This window comes from Stenotrophomonas sp. Iso1 (assembly GCF_027497995.1).
In the GTDB taxonomy this organism is placed as follows: domain Bacteria; phylum Pseudomonadota; class Gammaproteobacteria; order Xanthomonadales; family Xanthomonadaceae; genus Stenotrophomonas.
In genome coordinates this window covers 29,865-45,766 of sequence record NZ_JAODBT010000003.1, presented here as the reverse complement: position 1 = coordinate 45,766, position 15,902 = coordinate 29,865, and the positions used below count along the sequence as shown (strand labels likewise).

At 63.8% G+C, this 15,902-nt stretch carries 11 protein-coding genes; 8 read left to right on the top strand and 3 right to left on the bottom strand.

Annotation, left to right across the window (positions count from 1 at the left end; genetic code table 11):
• Positions 1–93: 93 nt before the first annotated feature.
• Positions 94–2,529 (bottom strand): TonB-dependent receptor, encoded by a 2,436-nt coding sequence (locus PAN08_RS13130; protein WP_269791960.1) that lies wholly within the window; start codon positions 2,527–2,529, stop codon positions 94–96.
• A 187-nt stretch (positions 2,530–2,716) separates the two neighbouring features.
• Between PAN08_RS13130 and PAN08_RS13125 the strand changes: the two genes are divergently transcribed.
• The 6 genes from PAN08_RS13125 (at position 2,717) to PAN08_RS13100 (ending at position 11,189) form a co-directional block, all read left to right on the top strand.
• Positions 2,717–3,199 (top strand): DUF3574 domain-containing protein, encoded by a 483-nt coding sequence (locus tag PAN08_RS13125; RefSeq protein ID WP_269791959.1) that lies wholly within the window; start codon positions 2,717–2,719, stop codon positions 3,197–3,199.
• Between the two features lie 55 nt (positions 3,200–3,254).
• On the top strand, positions 3,255–4,136 hold the full coding sequence (locus PAN08_RS13120; protein WP_269791958.1) for an SH3 domain-containing protein: 882 nt from the start codon (positions 3,255–3,257) through the stop codon (positions 4,134–4,136).
• A gap of 64 nt (positions 4,137–4,200) precedes the next feature.
• Positions 4,201–5,781 carry a hypothetical protein gene (locus PAN08_RS13115; protein WP_269791957.1) on the top strand — a complete coding sequence of 527 codons (1,581 nt, stop codon included), beginning with the start codon at positions 4,201–4,203 and terminating at the stop codon, positions 5,779–5,781.
• 90 nt (positions 5,782–5,871) lie between these two features.
• Positions 5,872–6,687 (top strand): DUF3014 domain-containing protein, encoded by an 816-nt coding sequence (locus PAN08_RS13110; protein ID WP_269791956.1) that lies wholly within the window; start codon positions 5,872–5,874, stop codon positions 6,685–6,687.
• A gap of 176 nt (positions 6,688–6,863) precedes the next feature.
• The gene (gene clpB, locus PAN08_RS13105) at positions 6,864–9,452 is read left to right on the top strand and encodes an ATP-dependent chaperone ClpB (RefSeq protein ID WP_269791955.1); all 2,589 of its coding nucleotides are present in this window, start codon (positions 6,864–6,866) and stop codon (positions 9,450–9,452) included.
• Between the two features lie 450 nt (positions 9,453–9,902).
• The gene (locus tag PAN08_RS13100) at positions 9,903–11,189 is read left to right on the top strand and encodes an aminotransferase class V-fold PLP-dependent enzyme (protein WP_269791954.1); all 1,287 of its coding nucleotides are present in this window, start codon (positions 9,903–9,905) and stop codon (positions 11,187–11,189) included.
• 348 nt (positions 11,190–11,537) lie between these two features.
• Here the strand turns inward: PAN08_RS13100 and PAN08_RS13095 are convergent, their stop codons facing one another.
• Entirely contained in the window at positions 11,538–12,188 is a 651-nt protein-coding gene (locus PAN08_RS13095; protein ID WP_269791953.1) for an NAD(P)H-binding protein, read from the bottom strand.
• 123 nt (positions 12,189–12,311) lie between these two features.
• Between PAN08_RS13095 and PAN08_RS13090 the strand changes: the two genes are divergently transcribed.
• Together PAN08_RS13090 and PAN08_RS13085 are read left to right on the top strand one after the other, a co-directional pair.
• The gene (locus PAN08_RS13090) at positions 12,312–13,238 is read left to right on the top strand and encodes a LysR family transcriptional regulator (RefSeq protein ID WP_269791952.1); all 927 of its coding nucleotides are present in this window, start codon (positions 12,312–12,314) and stop codon (positions 13,236–13,238) included.
• 43 nt (positions 13,239–13,281) lie between these two features.
• Positions 13,282–14,169 (top strand): GyrI-like domain-containing protein, encoded by an 888-nt coding sequence (locus PAN08_RS13085; protein WP_269791951.1) that lies wholly within the window; start codon positions 13,282–13,284, stop codon positions 14,167–14,169.
• Here the strand turns inward: PAN08_RS13085 and ybaL are convergent.
• Positions 14,139–15,857 carry a YbaL family putative K(+) efflux transporter gene (gene ybaL, locus PAN08_RS13080; protein WP_269791950.1) on the bottom strand — a complete coding sequence of 573 codons (1,719 nt, stop codon included), beginning with the start codon at positions 15,855–15,857 and terminating at the stop codon, positions 14,139–14,141. The two genes, PAN08_RS13085 and ybaL, sit on opposite strands and share 31 nt — an antisense overlap.
• Between the last annotated feature and the right edge of the window lie 45 nt (positions 15,858–15,902).

Here is a 15,902-nt window from a genome sequence, read left to right as displayed (position 1 = left end):
GTTTCGCGCATAAAAGCGGTGAATCGATTCGTGCTGAACCAATGCCTCTCCCGCGCGCGGGAGAGGCGTGAATAGGCTTGGTTTTTTCTCGCCTTAGAAGGTGTAGCGCACCCGTCCATACCAGTACGCGCCATTGCTGCCGATCGGCGACAGCACGTCGTAAGGCAGGTTGCCGAAGTAGTAAATGTCCTCGTTCGACTTGTCCGGGTAGTTGTCGGTCAGGTTCTGCCCGCCGATGGCCACGCTCCACTTCGGCGTAATGCGGTATTCCGCTTCTGCATCCAGCTGCCATTCCGCGCGGTAGGTCTGGGTCGGAATGTAGCCATCGCCGAAGTCGAACACACGCTTGGCGCTGCCGTGACGGCTCACGCGGCTGCTCAGTGACCAATCGTCGTTGCCCCAGCTGGCGGCGAACTGTGCACGGGTACGCGGTGCCGCATCGGTTAGCGTGTTGCTTTCTTCGACGCCGAATAGCACGTAGTCCGGGTCCAATGCGAGCAACTGCGCCGGTGTGGCCAGCACGTTCTTCAGCTCGGTCTTGGCGTAGCTCCAGGTGCCGGTCAGCAGCAGGTCGCCATTGCCCAGCGACTGCCGCCAGTTGGCGACGAACTCTGCGCCACGGGTGCGGGTGTCGGCGGCATTGACGAAGTAATGCGCGCTCTCCAGCCCGCCCACGCCGAACTGCTGCTGCACGAAGTCGGTCAGCGCATCGCCGGTGATGCTCTCGGACAATGCGATGCGGTCGTCGATATCGATCTGGAACAGATCCAGCGACAGATCCAGGTGGCTGCCAATCCGGCTGGTGAAGCCGAGGCTGTAGTTGATGGACTTCTCCGGCTTCAGGTCGGTGGCGCCCAGTGCGCGTGCGATCGGGTTGTTCACCGAGAGCAGGCGGCCCTGCACCAGCTGGCCGCCAGCGGTGTACCCGGTGGAGGTGGATTCGTAGCCGATCTGGCTCAGCGATGGCGCATGGAAGTTGTTGGACACCGAGCCACGCAACGCGAATGCGGGCACAAACTCATAGCGCGCGCCGATCTTGCCGGTCAGCTCACCACCGAAGTCTTCGTAGTGTTCGTAGCGTGCGGCGATGTCGGTCGAGAATTTTTCGCCGAAGGTCGAAGACAGGCTGGTGTAGGCACTGAGCACATCGCGCGACAGGTCTGCCTCGTCCTGCGGGGTCAGGCCGCCACCGGCCTGGGAACCGGTCGGTCGGTCGGTGTACGGGCCAGCGGCATAGCTGGCCGGATCGCCGGCACCGGTTTCGTAGCGTTCGTGGCGCGCTTCCACGCCGAAGCCGAGGCTGTGGCTGTTGGACTCGCGCACGAAGACGCGGCCCAGGTCGAAGTTGGCCACGGTCTGATCAAAGCTGAAATCGCCGGTCTTGAAGCGGGTTGGGCTGTTCGGGCCGAGCGAGGCATTGAGTGAATCGCGCAGGCGGAAAGTGAATTCGTTGCGGCCATGGTCGAGGCTGGCGTCGTAGTTCCAGTCGCCCCACTCACCGCGTGCGCCGGCAACCAACTGCACGTCGAGGTTTTCGCCTTCGGAAATCGGGCGGTAGCCGTTGGGATACAGCTCTTTCCAGTTGGCCTCGCCGTCCGGATAGCGAAAGTAGTTGGCGCCTTCGGTATCGCGCTGGTTGTAGGTGCCGAACGCGTAGACCTTGGAGGTGGCGCCGAAAGGGATTTCAGCGTTGAACCAGGCGTTGAGGTCTTTGCTGGCGCCATCGCCCAGCGCGTAATTGCGCTTGCCGGCCAAAGCCAGGTTGTCCGGAGTCTGCGCTTCCCACGGCGGAATCTGGTCGAAACCGGCACGGTTGGTGGCTTCGCGGTTTTTCAGTTCCAAACCCACGCGCAGGAAGCCGCCATCGTCAGTCAACGTGGTGCCCACCTTGGCGCTGACGTAGCTGGTCTGGCCATCGGTGAGCGTGCGGTTGATCGGCTTGAGGTCGGTGTGATGCGCGCCGAAGCTGGCTTCGATGGCGCCGCCTTCCGGCGCGTCGTCGAGGATCACGTTGATCACACCAGCCACCGCGTCGGAGCCATACAGCGCGCCGGCGCCGTCACGCAGCACTTCGATACGCTTGATCGCGCTGACCGGAATAGCGTTGAAATCCACCGGCGTGGTGCCCTTGCCGATCTTGCTGTCGGTGTTGACCAGCGCGCTGTTGTGGCGGCGCTTGCCGTTGATCAGCACCAGCACCTGGTCCGGCGACAGGCCGCGCAGCTGCGCCGCACGCACATGGTCGGCACCGCCGGAATTGGACTGGCGCGGGAAGTTGAACGACGGAAGCAATGCCTGCAGCGCGCTGCCGAGCTCACCATTGACCACGCCGGCCTTGCGGATGTCCTCGGCGCTGAGCACGTCCACCGGGGAAGTGGATTCGAGCACGGTACGGTCCACGGCGCGGGTACCGGTGACGATCACCGTGTCCAGCGTGGTGGCCTGACTGGCGGCATTCTGGGCGAAAGCGGGGGAGGACAGCACCAGCGCAATGGCCAGGCCAAGCGGGGCCGAGGTAGGGCGGGACATGGAAACTCCGGGAGACATTGGGGAGGGGAGAAAGAAATGCTTACATCCATCCGGATGAAGCGATATATTATCTTCGCGTTAACGCACGGTCGGTGGCAAGCCCTATTGGTAATCAGGTCATGGCCAAGTGCGATATCCCCAGCGGTGCAATGGATGCCACCGTATTTCCTGTTCTCGGAGGTTTTCCATGAAGTTGCATGCCGTTGTTCTTCCCCTGCTGCTGTGCGTTGCCGGCACTGCCATTGCCGCGTCGCCGGCCAAGCCCTCGACCGAGCCGCAGGCCAGCGCCGCATTGCATGGCGATGCGCAGCGCCCGGCGGAAGCCGGTGGCTGGGTGCGCAGCGAGCTGTACTTCGGCGTGGGCGAAGAAAGCGGCGTGTCCGCGCGTGAGCAGACGGATGCGATCAGCGATGCGCAGTGGAAGGCCTTCCTGGACAAGGAAGTGACGCCACGCTTTCCGGATGGCCTGACCGTGTTCGATGCCTACGGCCAATGGCTGTTCCGTGGTGCGCCGGAGCCGAACCGCCTGCGTACCAAGGTGCTGGTGGTATTGCATGAGGACACCCCGCAGCGGCGCAACGACATAGAGGCCATTCGCCTGGCGTGGAAGCAGGCCACCAAACACCAGTCGGTGCTGTGGGCCAGGCAGGCGGTGGAGGTTTCGTTCTGATCACCGCCGGATCGGCTAGCCTGCGTCCCTGTCCCCGCCGCAAACGACGCATTTGATGACGCAACTGAACTTCTTACGCCACGCCGCACGCTGCCTGCTGCTTGCAGGCATGGCGCTTCTGCCGCTAGGCGCGCTCGCGACCGATGACAGTGACATCCGCTTCGACGTATCACCGGGCGTGACCGCGCATGCGCGGTTGCTGGAGGACGGCCGCATCGAGGTTGGCACCACGCGGTCGGCACATCGTCAGCAGCTGCAAGCGGCATCCGACGAGGAAGGTCACTCGCGGCTGGGCCACGCCGATTACAACTTCGATGGTTATCAGGACCTGGACTCCAGTGCCACGTTGGGCCAGGTCAACGAATCCGTGGTCGTGTATCTCTACGAGCCCGCCAGCGGAGCGTTCCGCGCGCTGGCCCCGCCTAGCGGCGCCAACCTCAATTGCGATGGTTTCTGGTCGCTACAGCCGGACGCGACAACCCGCACCCTGACCAGCAGCTGCCGCAGCGGGCCGATGTGGTACACCGACATCTACCGCTACAACGGGCCGACGCTTTACCTGTTCCGCACCATGCGTACGGCGTTTGTGGATACCGAGTTGCTGGCGCGCGTGCTGGCGGTGGATGCATCCGAAGACATGGACGTGCCGGCGGTCTGGAGCACCCACGACCCCGCCGGCAAGATGCTCGAACATGCGATCAGCAATGGCCTGGAGGCACCCGATTCCAACGCACCGTTGAAAGGCCGTATCGCAAGTGTCGTTCCGGTACGGTTGCCGCTGTACAGCCGCTCCGGCGATGCCACCACCAAGCGTTATCTGGTCAAGGGTGACAAGGTGGAACTGCTGGACGCGGCCGATGGTTGGCTGCAAGTGCGTTACCAGAATCCCGCGCGTGACCCGATCCTGGGCTGGGTGAAACTGCCTGAGCAGCCATGAGCCTTCGCCTTCCCCAACCTTTCCCGCTGGCGCTGACCGTGCCGGCCCTGCAGACGATATCCCCATGAATTCCCCCGCATCTTCAGCATCGCGCACGCGCTGGTTCGTCGCCGGTGACCTCAACGGTTTCTTCGGCCTGGTGGTCGATAACCTGTCCATCCTCGGCTTCATCGCGATGGCGCTGGTGGGCATCTTCCAGTTCCCGGCCGATGTGGTGTTCGGCCGCATGTTCCCCGGCACCGCCTTCGGCGTGCTGATCGGCAACCTGATGTACACGCTGATGGCGCACCGTCTGGCAGCGCGCACTGGCCGCGACGACGTCACCGCGATGCCGTTGGGGCTGGATGCGCCGACCAGCATCGGTATGGCGCTGCTGGTGCTGGGCCCGGCGTTTGTCGGCTTCAAACAAGTGGGCATGGATCCACACACGGCGGCGATGGCCACATGGAAGTTGGGCATGGCCTCGCTGGTGGTGATGGGCCTGCTCAAGCTGGTGCTGTCCTTCGTCGGCGATGCGGTCACCCGGCATGTGCCGCGTGCTGCGCTGCTGGGTTCCATTGGTGGCGCCGCGCTGACCCTGCTGGGTTTCCTGCCGTTGATCGAAAGCATGCGCCAGCCGCTGGTCGGCCTGGTGACGCTGGGTGTGCTGCTGTACGTGCTGGTCGCGCGCGGCGTGGTACCGCTGCGTCTGCCGGGCGTGCTGTTTTCTCTACTGGTGGGCGTGGCGCTGTATTACGGCTTGGGTGCGGCCGGTGCCCTGACTGGCTTCCAGTGGCCGCCTGCGATTTCGTTTGCCGTCGCCTTGCCGCTGCCGACGCTGGGTTTTGTCGAAGGCCTGCCACTGACGGTGCCGTATCTGTCGCTGTTGTTGCCGTTCGGCCTACTGATGGTGGTGGGCGGTATCAATGTCGCCGAGAGCGCACGCGCTGCCGGCGACGATTACCGCACCCGCGACGTGCTGCTGGTTGAAGCCATCGCCACACTGGTGGCGGGCGTCTGCGGCGGCGTGGCGCAGACCACGCCTTACATTGGCCAGCCTGCGTACAAGCGTCTGGGCGCGCGGACTGGTTACACGCTACTGACCGGCCTGTTCATCGGCATCGGCGGGATGCTGGGTGTGGTGGCGGGGCTGGTCCAGTGGCTTCCGGTGGCAGTGCTGGCACCAATCATCGTGTTTGTCGGCCTCGATATCACCGTGCAGGCCTTCCAGCAGACCAAGCGCGAGCACGCAATCGCCGTGGCACTGGCGTTCCTGCCCGCCATTGCTTATCTGATCAACATCAAGTTCGGCACGTGGGTGAGCCCGGAGGCGGCTGCCGCACTGTATGCCGCCGTCGATGGCCACGGGCTGTCGGATGTGGCCACGCTGCAGCTACTGGGCAACGGCTTCATCATCAGCGCGATGTTGTGGGCGGCAGCCCTGGTGGCCTTGATCGAGCGCCGCCCGGGCGTGGCGGTGAGCCTGCTGCTGGCGGCGGCCGTGCTCAGTGTGTTTGGTGTGATCCATTCCACCGATCCACGCGGCGGCATTTATCTGCCGTGGCAGTTGGAAGGCCTGCGCCAGTCGATCACCCTGCAGGTGAGCGCGGCTTATGCAGTGCTGGCACTGGTGATCGGCCTGATGTCGCTGCAGAAACCGCGCTGAATTTCGCGCTGGATCTGATGAATTGAACCGGTGGGGGAACCCGCCGGGATTGCCCGGGTCACACCATCACATGCAATAGAGGTGCAAGTGATGGAAAAACGCAAAACAATCGTGTGGCCGTGGGTCGTGGTGGGCGTTGTCGCTGTGGGCGGTGCGGGGTGGTGGTTGTTCCGCGATGACGTGGCACAGCTGCGTCAGGCCGCGTCAGCAACAGTGCCGCCGCTGGAGCCCCCCGTAAGCCCGGCAACGCCAGCAACATCTGCGCCGGAACAACCCGTGGGGCCGCATCACCCGCTGGAAGCGGCCGCCGATGCGGCGCTGCCGGCGTTGGCTGACAGCGATGAATCGGCGTGGCAAGCGTTGAGTGGGCTGCTCCCGGGCGAGGCCTTGTCCCTGTTGCTGCGCGAGCACGTGATCCAGCGTGTGGTGGTGCATATCGACAACCTCACCCAGCCGAGCATGCCAAGCGCAGCCATGGCACTGCGACCGGTACCCGGCACGTTGGTGCTGGAAGCAGGCACTGCCGGGGGCGAGCAACTGGCCGCCGCCAATGCCGCACGTTATGCACCGTGGGTGGATGCCTTCACCCGCACGGATGCTTCGGCCATCGCTGCGGCCTATGTGCGCTTCTACCCGCTGGTGCAGCAGGCGTACCGCGATATCGGCCATCCCGATGGGCATTTCAATGACCGGCTGGTGGCGGTGATTGATCACCTGCTGCAGACGCCCGAGCCGGCACGGCCGCTGACGGTCGAGCCGGATGGCAAGGGCAAGTACCGTTTTGTCGATCCTGCACTGCAGTCGCTGTCGGTGGGGCAAAAGGCTTTGCTGCGCATGGATGCCGCGCAGCAACAAGCCGTCAAACAACAACTGCGGGCGATCCGCGCGGCGATAACGCGCGGCTGAGCCCTTCCGGATACGTGTGCGGGATCGATGATGGGCCGGGTTGGCTGGCGATACGGGGCGGAAGAGCGATTGCAGCTGAATGAGGGCGCTTGCCGCCCTTGAATCACACGGTTGCAACCGCATCTGAATCAGTATCGCCAGCAACGCTGGTACCCAGACATTGAGGAAGAAGACCCATGCGGATGGATAAGCTCACCTCCAACTTCCAGAAGGCGCTGTCCGACGCGCAGTCTCTGGCCGTTGGCCGCGACAACAACATCATCGAACCGGTGCATGTGCTCAGCGCGCTGCTCGACCAGACCGGTGGCAGCAGCCGTCCACTGCTGGCGCAGGCCGGTGTCAATGTGCCGGTGCTGCGCGAGCGCCTGGCCGAATCATTGGATGCATTGCCCAAGGTGTCCGGCCAAGCCGGCAACCTGTCGATGGGCAATGACCTGAGCCGCCTGCTCAACAACACCGACAAGCTGGCCCAACAGCACAACGATCAGTTCATCGCCAGCGAGTGGTTCCTGCTGGCGGCGGTGGATGACGGCGGTGCGGCCGGCATGGCGCTGCGTGCCGCAGGCGGCGACAAGAAAAAGATAGAAGCCGCCATCGACAAGCTGCGCGGCGGTGAAACCGTGCAGAGTGAAAACGCCGAAGAACAGCGGCAGGCGCTGGAGAAGTACACCATCGACCTGACCGCGCGTGCCGAGAGCGGCAAACTCGATCCGGTGATCGGTCGCGACGAGGAAATCCGCCGCACCATCCAGGTGCTGCAACGCCGTACCAAGAACAATCCAGTGCTGATCGGCGAACCCGGCGTGGGCAAGACCGCCATTGTCGAAGGCCTGGCCCAGCGCATCATCAACGACGAAGTGCCTGAAGGCCTGCGCGGCAAGCGCGTGCTGTCGCTGGATATGGGCGCGTTGATTGCCGGTGCCAAGTTCCGTGGCGAGTTCGAAGAGCGGCTGAAGGCCGTGCTCAGCGACCTGTCCAAGAACGAAGGGCAGATCATCCTGTTCATTGACGAACTGCACACCATGGTCGGCGCCGGCAAGGGCGAAGGCGCGATGGACGCGGGCAACATGCTCAAGCCAGCATTGGCACGCGGCGAGCTGCATTGCATCGGTGCGACCACGCTGGACGAATATCGCCAGTACATCGAAAAGGATGCCGCGCTGGAGCGTCGCTTCCAGAAGGTGCTCGTGGGTGAGCCGACGGTGGAAGACACCATCGCGATCCTGCGTGGGTTGAAGGAGCGCTACGCGGTCCACCACGGCGTGGAGATCACCGACCCTGCTGTCGTTGCTGCGGCCACGCTGTCGAACCGATACATCACCGACCGTCAGTTGCCGGACAAGGCCATCGACCTGATGGACGAAGCCGCCTCGCGCATCCGCATGGAAATTGATTCCAAGCCGGAAGAGTTGGATCGTCTTGAGCGTCGTCTGATCCAGCTCAAGATCCAGCGCGAGATGTTGAAGAAGGAGAAAGACGACGCTTCGCGCAAGCGTCTGGCGGATCTGGAAGCGGATATCGACACGCTGGAGCGTGAGTTCTCCGACCTCAACGAGATCTGGAAATCGGAGAAGGCGGCATTGCAGGGCGCCACCAAGATCAAGGAACAGGTGGAGCGCGCCAAGCTCGACCTGGAGGCCGCACAGCGCCGGCAGGATTTCGCCAAGATGAGCGAGATCCAGTACGGCGTGCTGCCCAATCTGGAAAAGCAGCTGGCCGCCGCGCAGGAAGTGGATCGCAAGGACTTCCGGCTGGTGCAGGACAAGGTGACCGACGAGGAAATCGCCGAAGTTGTCTCGCGTTGGACGGGCATCCCGGTCAGCAAGATGCTTGAGGGTGAGCGCGACAAGTTGCTGCGCATGGAAGACATGCTGCACAACCGCGTGGTCGGCCAGGAAGAGGCGATCCGCGTGGTGTCCGATGCAGTGCGTCGTTCGCGTGCGGGTCTGTCCGATCCGAATCGCCCGAGCGGCTCGTTCCTGTTCCTCGGCCCGACCGGCGTCGGCAAGACCGAGTTGACCAAGGCTTTGGCGGACTTCTTGTTCGATTCGCCCGACGCGATGGTGCGTATCGACATGAGTGAGTTCATGGAGAAGCACAGCGTGTCGCGCCTGATTGGTGCGCCCCCGGGTTATGTGGGCTACGAAGAGGGTGGCTACCTGACCGAGGCCGTGCGTCGCCGCCCGTACAGCGTGATCCTGCTGGACGAAGTGGAGAAGGCGCATCCGGATGTATTCAACATCCTGCTGCAGGTGCTGGACGACGGCCGCCTGACCGATGGGCAAGGCCGCACCGTGGACTTCCGCAACACCGTCATTGTGATGACCTCGAACCTGGGCTCGCACCAGATCCAGGACATGAGCGGTGATGACAGCCCGGAGGCTTACACGCAGATGAAGGCGGCAGTGATGGGTGTAGTGCAGGCGCACTTCCGCCCGGAGTTCATCAACCGTCTTGATGACATCGTCGTGTTCCATCCGTTGGACAAGCAGCAGATCAAGCAGATCGCGCGCATCCAGATGCGTGGTTTGGAGAAGCGTCTGGGTGAACGTGGGTTGGCACTGGCGGTGTCCGACTCGGCGTTCGATCTGTTGAGCAATGTCGGCTTCGACCCGGTCTATGGCGCACGCCCGTTGAAGCGTGCGATCCAGGCACAGCTGGAGAACCCGTTGGCGCAGAAGATTCTGTCCGGCGAGTTTGTCAGCGGGGACACCATCAAGGTGGAAGCCGGTGCGGGTGGGCATCTGGTGTTTGCCAAGGGCTGAGAAGCAAGAGCTACCCTCACCCCAACCCCTCTCCCGTAAACGGGAGAGGGGCTCTTCAAGCGATCTGACCGACATCCCCTCTCCCGCATGCGGGAGAGGGGCTCAGGCCTGCGTCTGCTGTTGCTCGAAACCCTTCTCCCGTAAACGAGAGAGGGGCTCTTCAAGCGATCTGACCGACATCCCCTCTCCCCCATGCGGGAGAGGATCAGGTCTGCGTCTGCCGTTGCTCGAACCTTCTCCCGTAAACGGGAGAGGGGCTGTTCAAGCGATCTGACCGACATCCCCTCTCCCGCATGCGGGAGAGGGGTAGGGGTGAGGGCGCTCTAGCGCTTCAGAAACCAACACGCATTACCTCATTCCAACCCCTCACAAGTAACCCCTGCAACTGTCCCCGGCACCATGCATGCATTGGGCTATGGTCAGCGATTCTCTTTCGCCTGAGCCCTCCCGATGACCAACCCGCAGTGGAAGCCTGAAACCATCGCCGTGCATGGCGGCTATTCGCCGGATCCAACCACCCGCGCGGTGGCGGTGCCGATCTATCAGACAGTGGCCTATGCCTTCGACGACACCCAGCACGGTGCGGATCTGTTCGACCTGAAAGTGCAGGGCAATATCTACACCCGCATCATGAATCCGACCACCGATGTGCTGGAAAAGCGCATCGCTGCGCTCGAAGGCGGCATCGGCGCATTGGCATTGGCCTCGGGGCAGGCGGCCATCACCTACGCCATCCAGACCATCGCCGAAGTCGGCGACAACATCCTGGCCTCCAGTGCGTTGTATGGTGGCACCTACAATCTTTTCGCCCACACGTTGCCGCAGTTCGGCATCCAGACCCGCTTTGCCGACTACCGCGATCCGCAGGCGTTCGCCGCCTTGATCGACGAGCGCACCAAGGCGGTGTTCGTGGAATCCATCGGCAACCCGCGTGGCAACATCACCGACATTGAAGCCATCGCCAAGATCGCGCATGCACACGGCGTGCCGGTGATCGTCGACAACACCGTGGCTACGCCGTATCTGCAGCGCTCATTTGATTTTGGCGCGGACATCGTTGTGCATTCGCTGACCAAGTACCTCGGTGGCCATGGCACCAGCCTCGGCGGCGCCATCGTGGATTCCGGGCGCTTCCCGTGGGCTGAGCACAAAGAGCGTTTCCCGAGGCTCAACACGCCGGATGTGAGCTACCACGGCGTGGTCTACACCGAAGCGCTGGGGCCGGCCGCGTATATCGGCCGCGCGCGCGTGGTGCCGTTGCGCAATACCGGCGCAGCGATCTCGCCATTCAATGCATTTCAGATATTGCAGGGCATCGAAACGCTGGCGCTGCGTATGGATCGCATCAACAGCAACACGCTGGCCGTGGCGAACTATCTGCAGAAGCATGCCAAGGTTGCCTGGGTGAACTACGCCGCGCTGCCGGATCATCCCGAGCATGCGCTGGTGCAGAAGTACCTGCGCGGACATGGTTCGGGTGTGCTGACATTTGGTCTGCCAGGGGGGCGTGAGGCCGGTGCGCGTTTCCTGGATGCACTGCAGCTGTTCACCCGATTGGTGAACCTGGGCGATGCGAAATCACTGGCGACGCACCCGGCGTCCACCACGCACCGACAACTGGATGCAGCGGAACTGGAGAAGGCCGGTGTCACGCTGGATACGGTGCGGCTGTCGGTGGGCATCGAGCATATCGATGACTTGCTGGCGGATCTGGAGCAGGCGCTGGGCAAAGCTTGAAGAAACAGATCAAAGACGGCCCTCATCCCAACCCCCGCTCCGCGCCCCGGCCCTTGCGTCAACGCAAGGGCGTTCGATAGGCAGCGAACCCGTGGTTCGCAAGCTTCGCCCCTCTCACCCCGCAGGCGAGAGAGGGGCTTGGAATGCATCGACGGGTAGCGCACTGGCGCCTCTCCCGCAGGAGGGAAAGTGGTTCGGAATGCATCGGTAGGTAGAGTGCACTAGCCCTCTCCCGCACGCGGGAAAGGGGCTCGGATGCGTCGGCGGGTAGTGCACTAGCCCCTCTCCCGCCTGCGGGAGAGGGGTTGGGGTGAGGGGAGGCTTTTAGCAGCAAGCAGTCCCAAAAACTCACCAAGCAACCGTAAACCGACTACCCACATGCTTCGGCGTTTCCAGCTCATCAACCACCGCCAACGCCAGGTCAGGCGCGCTGATGGTGCCCGGGCCGTCGCCGGTGTTCAGCGGCGTGTCGCTGCCGACGCGGTACTTGCCGGTGCGCTCACTGGGGCCACCGGCATGGAAGGCAACCGGCGGGCTGAGCTGAGTCCAGTCCAGCGTGGACTCCTGCTTCAGTTCGGTCAGACCATCGCGCGCGGCACTGGCACCGGGGTAGATAGCTGCCGGGAAGTTGGGTGAATCCACCAGCTGGGTGCCGTCCGCGGCGTACAGGCTGCCGGCGCCACCAATCACGATGTAGCGCTTCACGCCTGCCGCCTTGATGCCGGCAACAATCGCGCGGGTGCCGCTCATGAAGTCCTGGTAGATGTTCGGGTTGGCCCAGCCGGGATTGAAGGCGCTGATAACGGCGTCATGGTCGGCGACCGCCGCCTGTACCTGAGCGGCATCCTGCACGTCGGCTTTGACCACCTGCAGCTGCGAGCGGGTTACCAACTTGTCCGGGTTGCGGACCAGTGCGGTGACTTGGTGACCACGGGCCAGTAGTTCTTCCAGCAGGGCATTGCCGACGAAACCGGTGGCGCCAATCAGTGCGACTTTCATGGGGAGTTCCTGAGGGGGTGGGGATTGGCGACAGTGTCCTCCTGCATTGGCGGAGAGGGCAGTCGCTCAAATCCACAATCACCTTGAAGCCTTGCTTCACAATGGCAGCCAAGGAGGTGGCCGATGGACAGCTTCAAAAGGATGGCTCTGTTTGCCCAGGTAGTGCAGCGCGGCTCGTTGAGTGCGGCGGCACGCGCGCTGGGCATGAGTACCTCGGCGGTCAGCCAGCAGCTGCGTGCGCTGGAGCGCGATGCCGGGGTGCCACTGCTGCATCGCTCGACGCGACGGCTGGCCCTGACCGACGTTGGCAGCCGCTACTACGCGGCCTGTGCGCGTCTGCTGGATGCCGCTGGTGAAGCGCAGGCCGAGTTGTCGGCTGCGCGTGAGGCGCCCAGCGGCGAGCTGCGGTTGTCGGCACCGTTGGGCATGGCCGATCACATTGGCCCGGCCTTGGGCCCGTGGCTGCGCGAGCACCCACAGTTGCGCGTGCACCTGTATTTCGAAGACGGTTGGACTGACCTGTTGCAGGCGCGTATTGATCTAGCACTGCGTTTCGGGCAACTGCCGGACAGCGATTGGATGGCGCAGCGCATCGGCACGCTGCAGCGTTGGCCCTGCGCCGCGCCGTCGTGGCTGCAGGCGCATGGCATGCCGGATGATCCGCTACAGGTGCCGGCCGCTGAATGGCTGGGCTTGCCGCAGGTGCCGGGTTTGGCCTGGCGACATTCCAGTACGGGCGAGGAACGCCTGATTCCCGCACACCCGCGCATCGTCAGTCAGAATCAGCCGGCAGTGCGGCAGTTGTGCACGTCCGGCCTGGGCGTGGCGGTGCTCACCTGCGTGGATGTCGTGCCGCTGCTGGACAGCGGTGCGTTGCTGCGGTTGTTGCCGGAGTGGGAGGTGCTGTCGCTGCCCGTCTGGGCGGTGACGCCGCACCGGCAGACCCAGCCGGCCAAAGTGAAGCAGGCCATCAGCCTGTTGCAGGCACACCTTGCTTGCATGCCAGGTGGCGGTGCTGAAGAAGCGCAAGATCGGGAACGCGGCGGTTGAGCCATCGCGCTTGAATGTGCCCACCGACCTACGGAGAACATGGATGAAAGCTCAAGCCTCACACCTGCCGAAACTGGACCGCGTCATTGCCTGCCTGCAACAGGCCGTTGCCAGCGGCGGGCCATTGCCTGACCTGGATGCGCTGGCTGCCGTGGCGCATTACTCGCCGTACCACTTCCACCGCGTGTACCGCGCCATGACCGGTGAAACCGTCGGCCGCACCGTGCAACGGTTGCGCCTGCTCAAAGCGCTGCAGCGTCTGGGCGAAAGCGATGCCAGCGTTACTGAGATCGCCTTGCTGGCTGGCTATGACACGCCGCAGGCGTTGGCCCGGGTATTGCGCGAGACGCTGGATGCCAGTCCCACTGAGTTGCGGTCTGATCCTGCACTGTTGACGCGGCACGTACAGCAGCTCTCACGCCCGGCGTTGCCATCGGCGGTGCAGATGGCGCCATTGAGCGTGGAAGTGGTGACGCTGGAACCGTTTGAAGTGGTCGCACTGCGCGCGCAAGGCGCCTTCGACGATCTGGACGGCAGCTTCGGCGAATTGTTTGGCTGGGCGGCGGAGCAGGGTCTGGTTGAACACGTGCAGCAACTGATCGGTTTCCCGCTGGGCGACCACCGTGAAATGCCAGCGGAGGATCTGTTGTTTGATTGCGCGGTGACGTTGGATGCCGAGTTGCCGCAGCTCCCTGCGCCGTTGCGCCGCTTGCGCGTGGCCGGTGGCGCGATGGCGCGGCTGCGGCATGTGGGCAGTTACGGCCTGCTGGAGGACGCGACCGACTGGCTGTTGTCGCACTGGTTGCCGGAAAGCGGCTACGCCTTGCGCGACGCACCGCTGCACTACGACTTCCTGGATGACCCCGAGCAGACGCCCGAGGCCATCCTGCGTGGCGATGTTTACGTGCCGCTGGTCGCGGCGGGGGGCTGAACCGCGCCCGGGCGCAGGCTGCGGTAGGGCGGAGTGGCCATGATCATTTCCGCCAACGAATACGCCAGCTCGCGCTCGGCCATTACCGTGCCATCGGCACCGTGCGCCAGCAGATGCTTCACTTCGGCATCGCTGTGCGCGCGGGCCAGCAGGGTGAGGTTGGGATTGATGGCGCGTAGCTTGGCCAGGGCCTCGCCCGATTCCAGCGGTTGCGGAATGGCCAGAACCGCGATCTTGGCGCGCTCGGGATGAGCTTCGGCCAGCACCTTGTCGGCAGCAGCGCTGCCACGGATACCGGGGATGCCGGCCGCATGCGCGCGCACGACGTGCTCGCGGTTGTCGTCGATTACCAGCACCGGTACGCCGCGGTCACGTAGCACTTGCGCCAGCTCGCTGCCGACGCGGCCGTAACCGACCACGATGGCGTGGTCCTGCAGGTCCAGTGACGGGCCCGGCGGGATGTCCAGGATCTCCGGCTCCGGCGTGGTTTCCTTGTGGCGCGACTGCCAGCGGTCGAGCAGCCCGAATATCAGGGGGTTGAGCATGATCGACACCAGCGCGCCGGCCAGCACCAGCGATTGGCCCTCCGGCGGCAGGATTTTTAGTGCAACGCCGAGGCCGGCGATGATGAAGGCGAATTCGCCGATCTGAGCCAGTGAGGCGGAGATGGTCAGCGCGGTGCCCTTGCTGTGGCCAAACGCCCGCACGATGAAGAACGCGGCCGCCGACTTGCCGACCATGATGATCAATACCGTCGCCAGCACCTGCCACGGGTGTTCGACCACGATCATCGGATTGAACAGCATGCCGACCGAGACGAAGAACAGCACCGCGAAGGCATCGCGCAGCGGCAGCGAATCATGTGCTGCCTTATGGCTGAGCTCGGACTCGTTGAGCATCATGCCGGCGAAGAACGCACCCAGCGCGAATGACACGCCGAACAATGCCGCCGCACCGAACGCCACGCCCAACGCGATGGCCAGCACGCACAGCGTGAACAGTTCGCGCGAACCGGTGCCGGCCACTTTTTCCAGTACCCACGGAATCACCCGGCGGCCAACCACCAGCATCACCGCCACGAACAGGCCCAGCTGCACGAACGTCCAGCCGATGGAGGCCAGCAGGCCGGTCAAGGAAGGGCTCTTGCCGCTGGCATCCGGGCCGAATACTTCGGCGATCACCGGCATCATCACCAGTGCCAGCACACAGGCCAGGTCTTCGACGATCAACCAGCCCACTGCGATTTTTCCGCGCGTGGTTTCCAGCAGGCGTCGTTCTTCCATGGCGCGCAGCAGCACCACAGTGGACGCGGTGGCCAGCGAGAAGCCGAAAATCACGCCGTGCAGCGTCGGCCAACCCATCACGGCAGCCACGCCCCAGCCCAGCAGGGTGGCGACCAGGATCTGGCCGATGGCGCCGGGGATGGCGATCGCTTTGACCTCCATCAGGTCCTTCAGCGAGAAGTGAAGGCCTACGCCGAACATCAGCAGCATCACGCCGATCTCAGCCAACTGGTTGGCCAGCGCCTGGTCGGCGACGAAGCCAGGGGTAAACGGGCCAACGACGACACCCGCGACCAAGTAGCCCACCAGCGGCGACAGCCGCAGTTTGTTGGCAAGGGCCCCAAACACAAAGGCGAGGCCCAAGCCGATGGCAAGCATGTTGATCAGGGCGGTGTCATGGTGCATCGAGGCTCGCTTGGTGATTCGGGGGCAGTGCTCGATTCTAAAGGT